Genomic DNA, 14,651 nt, shown 5'->3' on the forward strand with positions numbered 1-14,651 from the left:
ATCCCCGCCTGCGCGGGGATGACGGCAAGAGGAGTGGCTGAATGGGAACGATGGAGCGCATCCTGCGCCTGATGGCCGACAAGAAGGCCTCGGACGTGTACCTGTCCGCGCAGGCGCCGGCGATGATCAAGATCAACGGGCAGACGCTGCCGATCAACAACCAGTTGCTGCCGGCGGACGCGCCGCGCGCGCTGCTGGCCGAAGTGCTGCCCGAGCACCGCATGGAGGAACTGGACGCCACCGGCGAGCTGAACATGGCCTATGCCGTGGAAGGCGCCGGCAACTACCGCTTCTCCGCAATGCGCCAGCGCGGCACGATCGCCGCGGTGATCCGCTACATCGCCACCGAAATCCCGCCGCTCTCCACGCTGCAGGTGCCCATGATCCTGGCCGACCTGATCCTGGAGAAGCGCGGCCTGCTGCTGATGGTGGGTTCCACCGGCGCCGGCAAGAGCACCACGCTGGCGGCCATGATCGACCACCGCAACGAGTCGGCCACGGGCCACATCCTCACCATCGAGGACCCGGTCGAATTCATCTTCCGGAACAAGAAGTGCGTGGTGAACCAGCGCGAGGTGGGAAGCGACACGCAGTCGCTGCAGACCGCGCTGAAGAACGCGCTGCGGCAGGCGCCCGACGTGATCCTGATCGGCGAGATCCGCGACCGCGAGACGATGTCGGCCGCCATCGCCTACGCCCAGTCGGGCCACCTGTGCCTGGCGACCATGCACGCCAACAACAGCTACCAGGCGCTGAACCGGATCCTGTCCTTCTACCCCGTGGAAGTGCGCCCGACCATGCTGGGCGACCTGGCGGCGGCGCTGAAGGGCATCGTGTCGCAGCGCCTGCTGCGCACCGTGGCCGGCGGCCGCGCGCCGGCGGTGGAGGTGATGCTGAACACCAAGCTGGTGTCGGAACTCATCGAGAAGGGGGACTTCTCCGGCGTGAAGGAGGCGATGGAGAAGTCCATGGCCGAGGGCTCGCAGACCTTCGAGCAGGACATCGCGCGCCTCATCCTCGACGGCGTCGTGGACAAGAAGGAAGGCCTGGCCTACGCCGACTCGCCGACCAACCTCCAGTGGCGGCTGCAGAACACCGCCACCGAGGTGGAGAAGTCGCTGGGCAACGAGGGCGACAGCGCGGAAGACCTCGACGACGAACCTTCGTTCACCGAGATCACGCTCGACGTGAAACACTAGCGGGATGTCCAGAGTCCTGCACCTGGCCGAGCAGCTGATTGCCCAGCGCTCGGTGACGCCCGAAGACGGGCAATGCCAAGCCATCGTCGAAGCGCGCCTGAAGCCGCTCGGCTTCGCCTGCGAGACGATCGTCAGCGGGCCGGACGACTTCCGCGTGCGCAACCTGTGGGCCAAGCGCCCCGGCCGCTCGGGCCGCACCCTGGTGTTCGCCGGCCACACGGACGTGGTGCCGACCGGGCCGCTCGACCATTGGAAGTCGGATCCCTTCGTGCCGAGCCATCGCGACGGCATGCTGTACGGCCGCGGCGCGGCGGACATGAAGACCTCCATCGCGGCGTTCACGGTCGCCGTCGAGGAGTTCCTGGCGAAGACGCCCGATCCCTCGCTGGGCATCGCCTACCTGCTCACGAGCGACGAGGAAGGCCCCAGCGTCGACGGCACGGTGGTCGTGTGCGAGCAACTGCGCCAGCGCGGCGAGAAGCTGGACTTCTGCATCGTCGGCGAGCCCACCTCGGTGGAGCAGCTGGGCGACATGATCAAGAACGGCCGTCGCGGCAGCCTCACCGGCAAGCTCACCGTCAAGGGCATCCAGGCGCACATTGCCTACCCGCAGCTCGGAAGGAACCCGATCCACATGGCGCTGCCGGCGCTGGCGGAGATGGCCGCGACCGAGTGGGACCGCGGCAACGATTTCTTCCCGCCCACCAGCTGGCAGGTCAGCAACATCCACGGCGGCACCGGCGCGGGCAACATCATTCCCGGCTCGGTGGTGATCGACTTCAATTTCCGCTTCGCCAGCGTCAGCACGGCGGAGGACTTGCAGAAGCGCGTGCACGCGATCCTGGACCGGCACCAGGTCGATTACGAGCTCCAGTGGACGGTGGGCGGCCAGCCCTTCCTCACCACCCCGGGCGAACTGGTGGGCGCGGTGCAGTCCGCGATCCGCGGCGTGACCGGGCTGCAGACCGAGCTCTCCACCACCGGCGGCACCAGCGACGGCCGCTTCATCTCGCGCATCTGCCCGCAGGTGATCGAGTTCGGGCCGGTCAACGCCAGCATCCACAAGATCGACGAACACGTGCGGGTGGCGGACCTGGAGCCGCTGAAGGACATCTACCGAGGCGTCCTCGAGAACCTGGACCGGCCGTGAAACTGATCGCGCTGGTGGAACAGCTCGCCTCCGGGCTGGAGGCGGCGGGCGTGGCCTTCGGGCACGGCACGACCAATGCCTTCGACGAGGCGGCGTGGCTCGCGCTGTGGAAGCTCGGCCTGCCGCTCGACCAACTCGACGAGCATGCGGAGCGCGACCTGGAGCCCGGGGAAGAACAGGCCGTGCGCGCACTGTTGCAGGAGCGCATCGCCAGCCGCAAGCCGGCCGCCTACCTCACGCGCGAAGCCTGGCTGCAGGGCGTGCCCTTCTACGTCGACGAGCGGGCCATCGTTCCGCGCAGCTTCATCGCGGAGCTGCTGGCCGACGGCTCCATCGACCCCTGGCTGAGCGACGCGACGCACCGCGTGCTGGACCTGTGCACGGGCAACGGCTCGCTCGCGGTGCTGGCCGCCATGGCGTACCCGGAGGTGGAGGTGGACGGCGCCGACATCTCGCCGGAAGCGCTGGAGGTCGCCCGCATCAACGTCGACAGGCATGCGCTGGGCGGGCGCATCCGCCTGCTGCAGTCGGACGGCCTCGCGGCCCTGCCCGGCCCCTACGACCTGATCCTCTGCAACCCGCCCTACGTGAACGCGGGCAGCATGGCCGCCCTGCCCGCGGAATACCGGGCCGAACCGGGGCTGGCCCTGGCGGGCGGCGCGGACGGCATGGACTTCGTGCGCGCGCTGCTGCGCGACGCACCCGCGCGCATGAGCGAGGACGCGGTGCTGGTGCTGGAGATCGGCAACGAGCGCGCCCATTTCGAAGACGCCTTTCCGCAGCTGGAAACCGTCTGGCTCGAGACCAGCGCGGGCGAGGACCAGGTCCTGCTGCTCACGCGCGACGCGCTGGTGATCTGGACAGGATGATTCGACAGTGATCCAGCTACGCAACGTGACGCTGCGCCGCGGTGCCAAGGTGCTGCTCGACGGCGTGTCCGTCACCATCAACCCGGGCGAGAAGGTCGGCCTGGTCGGGCGCAACGGCGCCGGCAAGTCCACCCTCTTCGCCCTGCTCAATGGCAGCCTGCACGAGGACGGCGGCGACTTCTCCATGCCACCGCAGTGGCGCCTGGCCCAGGTGGCGCAACACATGCCGGAGACCGACGAAGCGGCCACCGCCTTCGTGCTGGACGGCGATACCCGCCTGCTGACGCTGCGCGAGGAACTGGCCGCGGCCGAAGCCAGCGGCGACGGCCTCGCGATCGCCCACGCGCATTCGGACCTGGCCGACGCCGGCGCCCACGACGCCGTGCCGCGCGCGCAGGCCCTGATCCTCGGCCTGGGCTTCCGTCCGGACGAACTGGATCGGCCCGTCAACAGCTTCTCCGGCGGCTGGCGCATGCGGCTGCAACTGGCGCGCGCGCTGATGTGCCCCTCGGACCTGCTGCTGCTGGACGAGCCGACCAACCACCTGGACCTCGATGCGCTGGTGTGGCTGGAGGGATGGCTGCAGCGCTACCCGGGCACGCTGGTCGTGATCAGCCACGACCGCGAGTTCCTCGACGCGGTCACCGGCGTCACGCTGCACATCGAGAACCAGCAGCTCGCGCGCTACGGCAGCAACTACAGCGGCTTCGAACTGCTGCGCGCGCAGCAGCTGGAGCAGCAGCAGTCGGCCTACTCCCGCCAGCAGGACAAGATCGCGCACCTGCAGAAGTTCATCGACCGCTTCAAGGCCAAGGCCACGAAGGCCAAGCAGGCGCAGAGCCGCGTCAAGGCGCTGGAGCGGATGGAGAAGATCGCGCCGGTGCTGGCGAGCGCCGAATTCACCTTCGAGTTCAAGGAGCCGCAGAACCTGCCGAACCCCATGCTGGTGATCCAGGACGGCGCCTTCGGCTATGGCGACAAGACGATCCTGCGCCATGTCGACCGCTCCGTGCTCGCCGGCCAGCGCATCGGCATCCTCGGCGCCAACGGCCAGGGCAAATCCACGCTGGTGAAGACGATCGCGCGCACGATGCCTGCGCTGGCGGGCCGCGTCACCGAAGGCAAGGGCCTGGGCATCGGCTATTTCGCGCAGCAGGAGCTGGACGTGCTACGTCCGCAGGACACGCCGCTGGAGCACATGGTCCGGCTCGCGCGCGAGCTGGCGGCCGCCACGGGCCAGTCCGACCGCGAGCAGGACCTGCGCAACTACCTGGGCCAGTTCCTCTTCACCGGCGACATGGTGGCGCAGGCCGTGGGCACCATGAGCGGCGGCGAGAAGGCGCGCCTCGTGCTGGCGATGATCGTGTGGCAGCGCCCCAACCTGCTGCTGCTGGACGAACCGACCAACCACCTGGACCTCAACACGCGCGAGGCCCTCTCGGTGGCCCTGAACGAGTTCGAGGGCACGGTGATGCTGGTGAGCCACGACCGCGCCCTGCTGCGCTCGGTGTGCGACGAGTTCTGGCTGGTGGGCCGCGGCAGGGTCTCGCCCTTCGACGGCGACCTCGACGACTACCAGAAGTACCTGCTGGAGGAAGCCCGGCGCCTGCGCGAGCAGGTGGCGGCCACGGCGGCGGCGGCCGCGTCCGCCGGCGGCGAGGCGCGCATCACCCCGCAGGAGCAGCGCAAGGCCCAGGCCCTGCAGAGGCAGCAGCTGGCCACGCGCCTGCGGCCGCTGAAGAAGGAGCTGGAGCAGGCCGAGCGCCGCATGGCGACGCTGGAAACCGAAAAGGGCGAGCTCGAATCGCGCCTGTCGGGCGCCCTGCCGCCGCCGGAGATCGCGCAAGCGGGCCGGCGGTTGAAGACATTGACCGACGAACTCGGCCAGCTGGAGGAGCGCTGGCTGGAGCTTTCCGGCGAGATCGAAGCCGCGGAAGCCGCCGCCAGCGGCTGACTTGCGTCCGGGCGACCCGGCCTCATCTGCAGCGAAATGGCCACCTCGCTCCAGCTCGCCGCCGGCGACCCGGCACTCCTCGCCGCGGTGCAGCGCGCCCGCAAATTCCTGACCCGCCGCGCCCTGGCCGGTGCCGCGGCCAGCGCCGTTCCGATCCCCGGGGTGGACTGGCTGGTCGATGCGGCACTGCTGTCCAGGCTGATCCCCGCCATCAACGAGGAATTCGGCCTCGCGCCCGAGCAGATCGCCGGCCTGCCCCAGCGCAAGCGCGAGCAGGTCGAGAAGGCCGTGAGCGTCGTCGGTTCGATGGGTCATAGGCAAGTTCATCACCAAGGACCTGGTGATCCGGGCGGCCGCCGCGGCGGGCAAGCGCCTGACCGTGAAGCAGGCCACCCGGTATGTGCCGCTCGTGGGCCAGGCGATCTCCGCCCTGATCGGCTACGCCGCCATCCGCTACCTCGGCGAGCAGCACATCCGGGATTGCGTGGAGGTGTGCAGGCAGGCCCACCTGCAACTGCCGCCGCCCGCCGCGCCCGCGAAGACGGGCCGCCGCGCATCAGCGTCCGGCTGACAGCGATTCGCTCGCGGCACCTATCGGGGCCGCCGCACCGTCGGGTTCCAATGCCTGCCATGGAGCTCTCCGACGTTCTCGGCTACCTCGCCGCCACCCTGACCACCGTTTCCTTCGTCCCGCAGGCCTGGCGCTGCTTCCGCACCAAGGACGTGAGCGGCATCTCGGCCAGGATGTACAGCGTGTTCACCGTCGGCGTGGCCGTGTGGCTGGCCTACGGCATCGTGCTGGGCGAGGTGCCGATGATGATCGCCAACTCCGTCACCCTGGTGCTGGCGTGCGCGGTGCTCGTGATGAAGCTGCGCTACGGCAAGAAGAAACAGCACGAAGCGGACGGGCCTGCCCAAGGCACTACCGTGCGTTCTGCCGGAGACGGGCAGGCGCGCGAGGCTTCGAGGCCGCGCGTCGCCCGGGCCGCACGCTAGGCCCCTGGATTCCCGCTGGCAAAGCCGCCTCGGCCCGACGCAAGCGGCCGCCTCCCCGCTCCGTGCAGATGCGGCGCAGCTAACGTGCCGGTGCGGCCGGTGCGGCCGGGGCCGTGCCGGGCTGGGTGCTCGCGCCCGCCTGATTCAGGACGCGCGAATTCACCACCTGTCCCGCGCTGTTCAGCGTCAGTTCGAGCAGCGTGCCGCCGGTATCGCGCACCTGCCGCACCACCTGGCCGGCCGTGTTGGTGCTTTCACGCACCACCGGCAGGTCGAGCGCCTTGCCCACCGTGCGCGAGTTCAGCACCCGGCCCGTGGTGTCCACGGTGCGTTCCAGCAGGTTGCCCGCCGTGTCCACCGTGCGCGTGACGGTCTGGCCCAGGGTGTTGACGGTCTGCGAGATCACGCCGCCGGGCTGCAGCGCCGTGTTGGCCACGCTGCCGACGGTGCCCACCGTGTTGTCGACGGTCTGCAGCAGACGGTCGACGAGCTGCGGGTTGCTGCTCAGCGTGTCCAGCGTCTTGGTGATGATCTCGCGCACGTTCTCCAGCCGTACGATCAGCAGTGCCGTCGCCTGCACGCCCTTGATCTCCAGGTGGACCTTGTCGATGCTGGCGTCCACGCCGGCCGCGATCCGCACCAGGTTGGCAACCCGCGCGTCGAGCGACACGTGCGCCTGCAAGTTCTCCACGTCCAGCTTGATTTCGTCGACGGACACGTTGGGGATGTCCAGCAGCACGTCGGGCCGGTCTTCGCCGCCCACCGGGTCCGCGGGGCGGAAGCGGCTGGTCGCCGGCGGATTGGTGCGCTGCGAACGCGGGACGTTGCGCTCAACCTGGGTCGTGATCTGGGTCTGCCGGTCCCCGCGCGTGGTGGGGCCGGTGGTGGACCCCGGGGTTTGGGTCTGGGCCTGCGCCTGCGCCGCGCCGGCCGCCAGGAGGAACACCGCAGTGGCGAGACAGCTCTTGTTCGTGGGCATCTTCTCTTCTCCCGAATGCGGCGTGCACCGCGCAGGGATTGTTGATGCCGCACCGCAGGGGCCTTGTCGGACAAGAGCGCAGCGCGGAGTCCGGGCCCGTGGAACGGAGGCGCCGACGCGGGAAGCCCCCAATCGCGGCGGCGGCAACCGGACTGCAAGATCCGGGCACCCGTCGCCACCGAGTCCCCCCTTGCAGAACACCCCGGCCCCTGCGAGCCCCCTCCCGCGCACCCGCGCGCTGGCCGACGTGTTCGCGGTCCTGGCCGTCACGGTGCTGTTCTTCGTCCTTGCCGCCCGGGTGGAGCTCTCCGAACGCGTCGCCAGCTGGACCCGGCGCCACGAGACCTGGCAGCTCGACGAGCTGCCCCTGGCGCTGCTGGTGCTCTGCGCCGGCCTGGCCTGGTTCGGCTGGCGGCGGCTGCGGGAGCGTTCGCGCGAAATGCAGGCCCGGCTGAAGCTGGAGGCGGCGATGCAGCTCGCGGTGCAGCAGAACCGCGAGCTCGCGCGGCAGCTGCTGCGCCTGCAGGAGGACGAACGAAGCCGCATCGCCCGCGAACTGCACGACGAACTGGCGCAGGATTGCGTGGCGATCCGGGTGGAGGCCGCCGGCATCGAGGACGAGGCGCGCTCGCGCGAGCTGCCCGGCGTCATCGACGGCGCGCGTGCGATCCGCGAGGCCGTCGACCGCCTGCACGGGGTCGTGCGCGACATCCTCACCCGCCTGCGGCCCCCGGTGCTGGACGCCCTGGGCCTGGAGGCCAGCCTGCGGGCCCTGGCCAGCGGATGGTCGCAGCGCCACGGCATCGCGTGCGACGTGCAGGTCGATCCCGGCTGCGAAGGCCTGGTCGACGAGGCCCGGGTGGCCCTCTACCGGGTGGCGCAGGAGGCGTTGACGAACGTGGCCCAGCACGCCCGCGCGGGCCGGGTGCAGCTCGTGCTGGGGGCGGCGCAGGATGGACGCGCCCTGCTGATGACCGTCGACGACGACGGCCGCGGCCTCGCCCATGGCCGGCCCTCCGGCGGCCTGGGCCTGGTCGGGATGGCGGAACGGGTGGGCGTGCTGGGGGGCAGCCTGGACCTGGCCCCCTCGCCGCGCGGCGGCTTGCGCGTGGCAGTCCGGGTGCCGGCGCCGCAGGCGGCCCGGCCGGACTTCGAGGAGTCGACCGCTTGATCCGCATCCTCCTGGTCGACGACCATGCCGTGGTCCGCGAAGGCTACCGGCGCTTCCTGGAACGCAGCGACGACCTGCGCGTGGTCGGCGAGGCCGAGGAGGCCGACGAAGGCCATCGCCTCTGGCTGCAATGCGCGCCCGACGTGACGGTGGTCGATCTTTCGATGCGCGGTGCGGGCGGCATGAGCCTGCTGATGCGGATCGCGGCCCGCGCGCCGGACGCCCGTTGCCTCGTGTTCAGCATGTACGAGGACGCGCTGGTGGCGCAGCGGGCCCTGGAAGCCGGCGCGCGCGGCTACGTGACCAAGAGCAGCCAGCCGGAGGTGCTGGTGCAGGCCGTGCGCGCGGTGCACGCCGGCGGCATCTACCTGAGCGCCGACATCGTGCAGCGCCGCACGGCGATGGCGGAGGATGCCCGCCGCCTCGCGACGCTGACCGGCAAGGAACACGAGACCTTCCGCCTGCTCGCCCAGGGGCGCACCGTCGCCGACATCGCCCGGCTGCTGAACCTGAGCGCCAAGACGGTGGCCAACCACCAGTCGCAGATCCGCGACAAGCTGGGCGTCGCCACCCCGGCGGCGCTGGTGCACCTCGCATTGCGCCACGGCCTGATCGAGTCGCCGGCGCCGGGTCTAGGGTGACTCCGGAGCCGGGGCGGGAAATCCTCCCTTGGTCCGGCGGCCCGTACGGATAGGCTCCGCGGGATGACGACCCCACCGCTGAGCCGCCGCCTCGTCCTGCCCTTCGTCTGCGCCGTCGCGGGTTCCGCTTCCGCCCAGGATGCGCCGACCCTCCCCGAGGTGCGCGTGATCCGGCAGGCGCCGCTGCCGGGGTTCGGCATCTCGCGCGATCGCTATCCCGGCAATGCCCAGCAGGCGGACGGGAACGAAATCCGCGACGCGGGCGGCTCCAACCTGCCGGACTTCATGAACCGGCGGCTGCAGGGCGTGGTGGCCAGCGACGTCCAGGGCAGTCCGTTCCAGGTGGACATCACCTACCGCGGCCAACGCCTGTCGCCGCTGCTCGGCACGCCGCAGGGCCTTTCGCTGTACCTCGATGGCGTGCGCATGAACCAGCCCTTCGGCGACATCGTCAGCTGGGACCTGCTGCCGGAAGCGGCCATCGCGGACCTGGTGCTGGTGCCCGGCTCCAACCCGCTGTACGGCCTGAACACGCTGGCCGGCGCGCTGGTGATGAGCACCAAGTCCGGCCGCACGCATCCCGGCGGTGAAGTGGAGTTCTCCTTCGGCAGCGGCCAGCGCAAGCGGCTGGACTTCGCCCAGGGGCGGCGCAACGACGACGGCTCGCACCTGTTCGCGGCCGCGACCCTGTTCGACGAAAACGGCTGGCGCGATCGCTCCGAGGGACAGCTGGCCAACGTGTTCCTGAAGTACGGCCGGCAGCAGGCGGACACCGACTGGAGCGTGAGCCTGCTGGTGGCGGGCAGCAAGCTCTCCGGCCTGGGCCTGCTCAACGACTCCCTGGCCGCGGTCGACTGGCGCGCGGTCTACACCTCGCCCGACCCCTCGCGCAACCGCGACACGCTGCTCACCTTCCAGGGCCTCCATGCGCTGGATGCGAAGAGCACCCTCGCGCTGCAGGCGTGGCTGCGCAGCAGCCGGCGCGACGGCAGCACCGGCGACATCGCGGAGATCGAGGACGCGGGCGTGTCGCTGAGCCCGCCGCCCGCGGTCTTCAACCGCAGCCACTCGCGCCAGGAGGAGGCCGGCCTGGGGCTGCAATGGAACCGCATCCATGGAATCCACGAGATCACGCTGGGCGCCGAACTGGCGGCCAGCCGGCTGCAGCACGACCAGTTCACCCAGGAGGCCGTGTTCGATGCCGACCGCAATGCGACGCCGGTCGCAGGCGCGCCGGAAGTTCACGAGGTCGCGCTCCAAGGACGCACGAAGCGCTACGCGCTCTTCGCTGCCGACATCGTGACGCTGTCGTCGCAGGCGCAGCTCACGCCCTCCCTGCGCTGGAACGCGGTGCGCGTCGAGAACGAGTTGGGCCAGCCCACGCCGCCCGTCACCGAATCCTTCCGCTACAGCCGGCTCAACCCGGCGCTGGGCGCGAGCTACGTCGTGCGCGACGGGCTCGCCCTGTTCGGCAACGCGGCGCAGGGCAACCGCGTGCCCACCGCGCTGGAACTGGGTTGCGCCGACCCGGCCCAGCCCTGCGTCCTGCCAACCGGGCTGCAGGCCGACCCCTTCCTGCGCCAGGTGGTCAGCCGCACGCTCGAAGCCGGGGTGCGCGGGCGCGTGGCCCGCGGCATCGAATGGTCGGCTGCGTTCTACCGGACGGACAACCGCGACGACATCATCTTCGTGCGCTCCGGCGTGTCGCAGGCCGGCTTCTTCACCAACGTCGACCGGACGCGGCGGCAGGGGCTGGAGCTCGCGGCGCAGGGCCGGCACGGCACGTGGGACTGGATGGCGAGCTACGGCTACCTGGAGGCCACCTACCAGTCCAGCGGCGTGCTGCCCGGTCCCCTGAGCACCGACGAAGCGCCCAACACCTTCCGGCCCGGCACGCGCATGGCGGGCATGCCGCGGCACGTGGCCAAGCTGGCCCTGGGCTGGCGCGCGCTGCCGCAGCTGCGGCTGGGGCTGGACCTGCTGGCGGCCAGCGACCAGGTGGTGGCCGGCAACGAGAGCGGCAACCGGCCCGAACTGGGAAAGGTGGCCGGCTATGGCGTGGTGAACGCCCGCGCGAGCTGGCTGTTCGCCCGCGGGTGGGAGGCCTGGCTGCGCGTCAACAACCTGGCCGACAAGCACTACGCGACCTCGGGGGCCGGCAACTTCGACTTCTTTCCCGCCGGCCGGACGCTGCCCCCCGGCGAGCAGCCGCAGCCCGCCCGCTTCATCGGCCCCGCCGCGCCGCGGACCGCTTTCGCCGGCGTGCGCTACACCTGGGACTAGGGAACGCGCAGCCCGCCTCCGTGGCTGGCACAACCTCAGGCAGGCGTCCTACGCCTGCCTCGGCAAGCTGAACACCCCTGCGCGCGCGGACCGGTCGAACAATGCCCGCATCAGCACGCGGAGGATTCCATGGCCGACGAAGCAGACCTCGCATTCGATTCCGAGCAGCGCCACCTGACCGACGCACTCGCGGCCCAACGCGGTCGCAGTTCCGTGTTGCGTGCCATCGGTTCCTGCCACAACTGCGGCAACAGCGACGGCATCGAAGACCGCCTGTTCTGCGACACCGACTGCGCCGCGGACTGGGAGTACGAGGACGCCTTGCGACGCAGGCTCGGATTGCCGGCCGCGCCCGCCGTGCATCATTAGGCGCACGCCGCCGTCGGCCTGCAGCCGGCAGATCTTCGAGCCCTCGATGTCGGGCCACCAGAAAGACTGCGACTGCTCGCACCAGAGGGCGCACTCGCCCAGGCGGTTGCCCGCATCGACCGCGAGCGTCACGACGCTCACGTCCCGCCCCCGTCCACGACGAAGTCCTGGGCCGTCCCCACCGCGCTGTCGTTCGCGGCGAGGGACCGGGCCAGGCGCGTCTGTCTTTGCGTCATCGGGTCCGAAACTCCACGGGCCGGCTTCCCCCGCATCGCACCTGCTACAGCGCGACGGCCGCGTCGGCCCCCGGTTGCGGCAAGGGCGCCTGCGGGGGATCCAGCGGCAGGCCCGCCGCGCGCCACGCGTCGAACCCGCCGGCCAGGACGCGCACCGGCAGCCCGCGGCGACCGAGTTCCAGCGCCGCGCGTGCAGCGGTCGCGTCGTCCGGGCAGTCGCAGTACGTCACCAGTTGCGAGTGCCCCTGCACGGCAGCCAGGCCGTCGAACGTTGCGCTTCCCAGCGGCGCGTGCAGGGAGCCCGGGAGCCGCACATCGAGAACGAGGTCCGCCGGTCCCCGCACGTCGACCAGGAGGATGGACTCTCCGCGCGCGATGCGTTCCGCCAGTTCCTGCGGCTGGATCCGCGGGGCCCGGCTCGCCGCCCGCGATGCCAGCACCCGGCGCGTCACCAGCCATGCGACGTACAGCGCGAGCACGGCACCGAGGAGAGGCAGCGCCGCGGTCCCAAGCCGCTGCACCCACCCGAGGGCCAGCTGGACCTCACGGGACAACAGGAGCCCCAGGGCCAGGCCGGCACCGGTCCAGAGGACGGTCCCGACCAGATTGAGCATGGTGAAGCGACCCGCCCGCATGCCGAGGGCGCCGGCCAGCGGCGGCGCGAGCCCGGCCACGCCTGGAATGAACTTCGCCAGCAGCACCGCCGTTTCGCCGCGCTTCGCAAAGCTGAGTTCGCTGCGACGGATGCAGGTGCCTGGAGACACGGAGATGCGGCACATGAGCCCGAGCATCGCGCGGCCGTAGCGACGACCGGCCGCGAACCACGCGGTATCGGCCAGCACCGACGCGAGCGTGGGCCCGGCAAGCGCCATCGCGGCCAGCAGCCCGTCCCCGGCGACCTGGGCACCGAGGAGCAGCAGCAGGGGAAACGCCGGGATCGGCACGCCCATGCGCTTGAGGAACAAGGCGATCGACACGGCAAGCACGCCGTGCCCCGGGAAGAACGTGGAGAAGTCCCACATCCGACGGATTCTGCGGTGCCCGAGGGCGTGCGGAACGTCCGCCGGGCGATTCACTTACGGCCGGCAGGGATTGACTTCCATTGGCGTGCTCCCGCACAAAAAAAATGGCGCTACCGACCAGGCAGCGCCATTCCCTTGTGGGGCTTGGCAGGACGCGCAGGAATCGAACCTGCGACCCACGGATTGAAGGTCAGCAGACCCGCGGGTCGCCGCACTGAAGGCGGCGCGGGAGGGCGCGAAGCCCGACCGTAGAACGCCCGGCGGCATTCGTGCCGAAGGCGAGCGCGTCGTCTCCTCCGAGGCGCGCAGGAGGCTGCCGCGTGCCCGAAGGGCGGTCGCCCTCCGCGCGACTCAATCCGCCGTACCGAACTTCTGCGCGAACGCCACGACCGCCTTCTCGAAGCAGTCGGTGGGCGGATACGTGATGCCCGCGCCGATCATGCCGATGCCGGGTTCCTTGTGCGCGATGGCCGTGTTGATCACCGGCAGGATGCCGCTTTGCATCACCTTGCGGATGTCGATGCCGGTGGCCACGCCCTTGAAGCTCAGCAACGGAATGGTGACGTTCGGGTTCTCGGTGGTGGTGATTTCGCCCATCTTGATGGAGAAGCCGACGGCCTCGTCGATGGTGCCACCCACCAGGGCGACGATCGCCGGGGCGGCCGCCATGGCGAAGCCCCCGATGCCGTAGGTCTCGGTGATCGCGCTGTCGCCGATGTCGAGCCCCGAGTCTTCCGGCTTGTAGCCGGCGAACAGCGGACCGATCACCTTCTGCGCCGGGCCCGTGAACCAGGTGTGGCCCGCCATGCCGCTCACGCGGATGCCGAACTCCACGCCGTTGCGGCACATGGTCGTGACGATGGTGCTGTACGGAACGCCGTGCGCCGCATCCAGCGCGCACTTGCACAGCGCCATCCACGTCGGGCCGGAGAAGTAGTCGCTGCTGGCGACGAAGTCGAACACCTGGCGCTTCTGTTCGACCGGGAAATCGGTCTCCAGGATGTGGGGCGTGAGCGCCTGGATCAGCAGGCAGGTGCCCGCCTGGTTGCGGTTGTGGCACTCGTCGCCCATGTGCAGGGCCTGCGACAGCAGCAGGCGCAGGTCGATCTCGCCGGCGCGCTTCATCGCCGCCGCCAGCATGGGCCCCAGCACGTCGCGCATCCAGTTCAGCCGGGCGATCACGCTCTCGTCGTTCGCGCCCATCCGCAGGATCTTGGCCATCTGCTCGGACAGGTTGGTGAAGGCGACGTTCCCGTGGGTCTTGTTCTTCACGATGTGCATGTACATCGAGGCGGACGTGACGCCGGCCATCGAGCCCACGCAGTCGTGCTCGTGGCACGGCGAGAAGGTGATCGCGCCGGAGGCCGCGACTTCCTTGGCGTGCTCGATGTCGCGCGCCAGGCCCTCGAACACCAGCGCGCCGGTGACGGCGCCCTTCATCGCGCCATTCATGCGCTCCCACGTGATCGGCGGGCCGGCATGCAGGATGGTGGTCTTCGTCATGCCGGGCACCACGTCGATGGCCCGGCCGAAGCCGACCAGAACCGGGTGCGCCTGCAAGATGCGACGCACCGCATCCGCGTTGGCTGCTTCGATGCGCCGCGCCAGCACGGGATCGGCCAGCGCGTCGAGCGCCGCGATCACCGCGGGCTTGCCGCCGCCCGGCGGACGCCAGTCCAGGTGCACCGCCGCCGCCCCCTGGCGCACGACGTCGTCCTTGAACATCTCGATGCCGACGTTGATCGCGTTGATTCCCTTGAACAGTTTCTCGATGCTCATGAC

General features: G+C 70.5%; 13 protein-coding genes. 10 read left to right on the forward strand and 3 right to left on the reverse strand.

Annotation, left to right across the window (positions count from 1 at the left end; genetic code table 11):
* Positions 1-41: 41 nt before the first annotated feature.
* From JJ685_RS09280 to JJ685_RS09305, 6 genes are all read left to right on the forward strand, one after another.
* A complete protein-coding gene (locus tag JJ685_RS09280) occupies positions 42-1,199 on the forward strand; it encodes a PilT/PilU family type 4a pilus ATPase (RefSeq protein ID WP_201673969.1) in 1,158 nt (385 codons plus the stop codon).
* A gap of 4 nt (positions 1,200-1,203) precedes the next feature.
* Positions 1,204-2,349, forward strand: a complete 1,146-nt coding sequence (gene dapE / locus JJ685_RS09285) for a succinyl-diaminopimelate desuccinylase (RefSeq protein WP_201673970.1) — start codon at positions 1,204-1,206, stop codon at positions 2,347-2,349.
* Positions 2,346-3,218: a 50S ribosomal protein L3 N(5)-glutamine methyltransferase gene (prmB, locus tag JJ685_RS09290; protein WP_408015461.1), complete on the forward strand. Its 873-nt coding sequence runs from the start codon at positions 2,346-2,348 to the stop codon at positions 3,216-3,218. Before dapE ends, prmB begins: the two co-directional genes overlap by 4 nt.
* Before the next feature lie 7 nt (positions 3,219-3,225).
* Positions 3,226-5,172, forward strand: a complete 1,947-nt coding sequence (locus JJ685_RS09295; RefSeq protein ID WP_201673971.1) for an ABC-F family ATP-binding cassette domain-containing protein — start codon at positions 3,226-3,228, stop codon at positions 5,170-5,172.
* Between the two features lie 340 nt (positions 5,173-5,512).
* Positions 5,513-5,743 carry a hypothetical protein gene (locus JJ685_RS30255; protein ID WP_330901737.1) on the forward strand — a complete coding sequence of 77 codons (231 nt, stop codon included), beginning with the start codon at positions 5,513-5,515 and terminating at the stop codon, positions 5,741-5,743.
* A 59-nt stretch (positions 5,744-5,802) separates the two neighbouring features.
* The gene (locus tag JJ685_RS09305; RefSeq protein ID WP_201673972.1) at positions 5,803-6,168 is read left to right on the forward strand and encodes a SemiSWEET transporter; all 366 of its coding nucleotides are present in this window, start codon (positions 5,803-5,805) and stop codon (positions 6,166-6,168) included.
* Positions 6,169-6,247: 79 nt separating this feature from the next.
* Here JJ685_RS09305 and JJ685_RS09310 read toward each other — a convergent pair whose 3' ends face one another.
* Complete coding sequence (locus tag JJ685_RS09310; RefSeq protein ID WP_201673973.1) at positions 6,248-7,147, reverse strand: hypothetical protein; 900 nt, start codon at positions 7,145-7,147, stop codon at positions 6,248-6,250.
* A gap of 190 nt (positions 7,148-7,337) precedes the next feature.
* Between JJ685_RS09310 and JJ685_RS29730 the strand changes: the two genes are divergently transcribed.
* From JJ685_RS29730 to JJ685_RS09325, 4 genes are all read left to right on the forward strand, one after another.
* Positions 7,338-8,318, forward strand: a complete 981-nt coding sequence (locus tag JJ685_RS29730) for a sensor histidine kinase (RefSeq protein ID WP_236598857.1) — start codon at positions 7,338-7,340, stop codon at positions 8,316-8,318.
* The gene (locus JJ685_RS29735; RefSeq protein WP_236598858.1) at positions 8,315-8,959 is read left to right on the forward strand and encodes a response regulator; all 645 of its coding nucleotides are present in this window, start codon (positions 8,315-8,317) and stop codon (positions 8,957-8,959) included. The genes JJ685_RS29730 and JJ685_RS29735 overlap by 4 nt, the downstream gene beginning before the upstream one ends.
* Before the next feature lie 63 nt (positions 8,960-9,022).
* Positions 9,023-11,242, forward strand: coding sequence for a TonB-dependent receptor (locus tag JJ685_RS09320; RefSeq protein ID WP_201673975.1), 2,220 nt, complete (start codon positions 9,023-9,025; stop codon positions 11,240-11,242).
* Positions 11,243-11,371: 129 nt separating this feature from the next.
* Positions 11,372-11,611 (forward strand): hypothetical protein, encoded by a 240-nt coding sequence (locus tag JJ685_RS09325; RefSeq protein WP_201673976.1) that lies wholly within the window; start codon positions 11,372-11,374, stop codon positions 11,609-11,611.
* Positions 11,612-11,891: 280 nt separating this feature from the next.
* Here JJ685_RS09325 and JJ685_RS09330 read toward each other — a convergent pair whose 3' ends face one another.
* Both JJ685_RS09330 and JJ685_RS09335 read right to left on the reverse strand, forming a co-directional pair.
* Positions 11,892-12,869 carry a VTT domain-containing protein gene (locus tag JJ685_RS09330; protein ID WP_201673977.1) on the reverse strand — a complete coding sequence of 326 codons (978 nt, stop codon included), beginning with the start codon at positions 12,867-12,869 and terminating at the stop codon, positions 11,892-11,894.
* 351 nt (positions 12,870-13,220) lie between these two features.
* Positions 13,221-14,648: a YlbE family protein gene (locus JJ685_RS09335; RefSeq protein ID WP_201673978.1), complete on the reverse strand. Its 1,428-nt coding sequence runs from the start codon at positions 14,646-14,648 to the stop codon at positions 13,221-13,223.
* Positions 14,649-14,651 lie beyond the last annotated feature (3 nt).

It is taken from the genome of Ramlibacter monticola, from assembly GCF_016722785.1.
Taxonomy (GTDB): Bacteria; Pseudomonadota; Gammaproteobacteria; order Burkholderiales; family Burkholderiaceae_C; genus Ramlibacter; species Ramlibacter monticola.

Excerpts from the sequence above, each read along its gene's own strand:
- JJ685_RS09280 (WP_201673969.1), top strand. The coding sequence starts at position 42 with ATGGGAACGATGGAGCGCATCCTGCGCCTGATGGCCGACAAGAAGGCC.
- dapE (WP_201673970.1), top strand. The coding sequence starts at position 1,204 with ATGTCCAGAGTCCTGCACCTGGCCGAGCAGCTGATTGCCCAGCGCTCG.
- JJ685_RS09305 (WP_201673972.1), top strand. The coding sequence starts at position 5,803 with ATGGAGCTCTCCGACGTTCTCGGCTACCTCGCCGCCACCCTGACCACC.
- JJ685_RS09310 (WP_201673973.1), bottom strand. The coding sequence starts at position 7,147 with ATGCCCACGAACAAGAGCTGTCTCGCCACTGCGGTGTTCCTCCTGGCG.
- JJ685_RS09320 (WP_201673975.1), top strand. The coding sequence starts at position 9,023 with ATGACGACCCCACCGCTGAGCCGCCGCCTCGTCCTGCCCTTCGTCTGC.
- JJ685_RS09325 (WP_201673976.1), top strand. The coding sequence starts at position 11,372 with ATGGCCGACGAAGCAGACCTCGCATTCGATTCCGAGCAGCGCCACCTG.
- JJ685_RS09330 (WP_201673977.1), bottom strand. The coding sequence starts at position 12,869 with ATGTGGGACTTCTCCACGTTCTTCCCGGGGCACGGCGTGCTTGCCGTG.
- JJ685_RS09335 (WP_201673978.1), bottom strand. The coding sequence starts at position 14,648 with ATGAGCATCGAGAAACTGTTCAAGGGAATCAACGCGATCAACGTCGGC.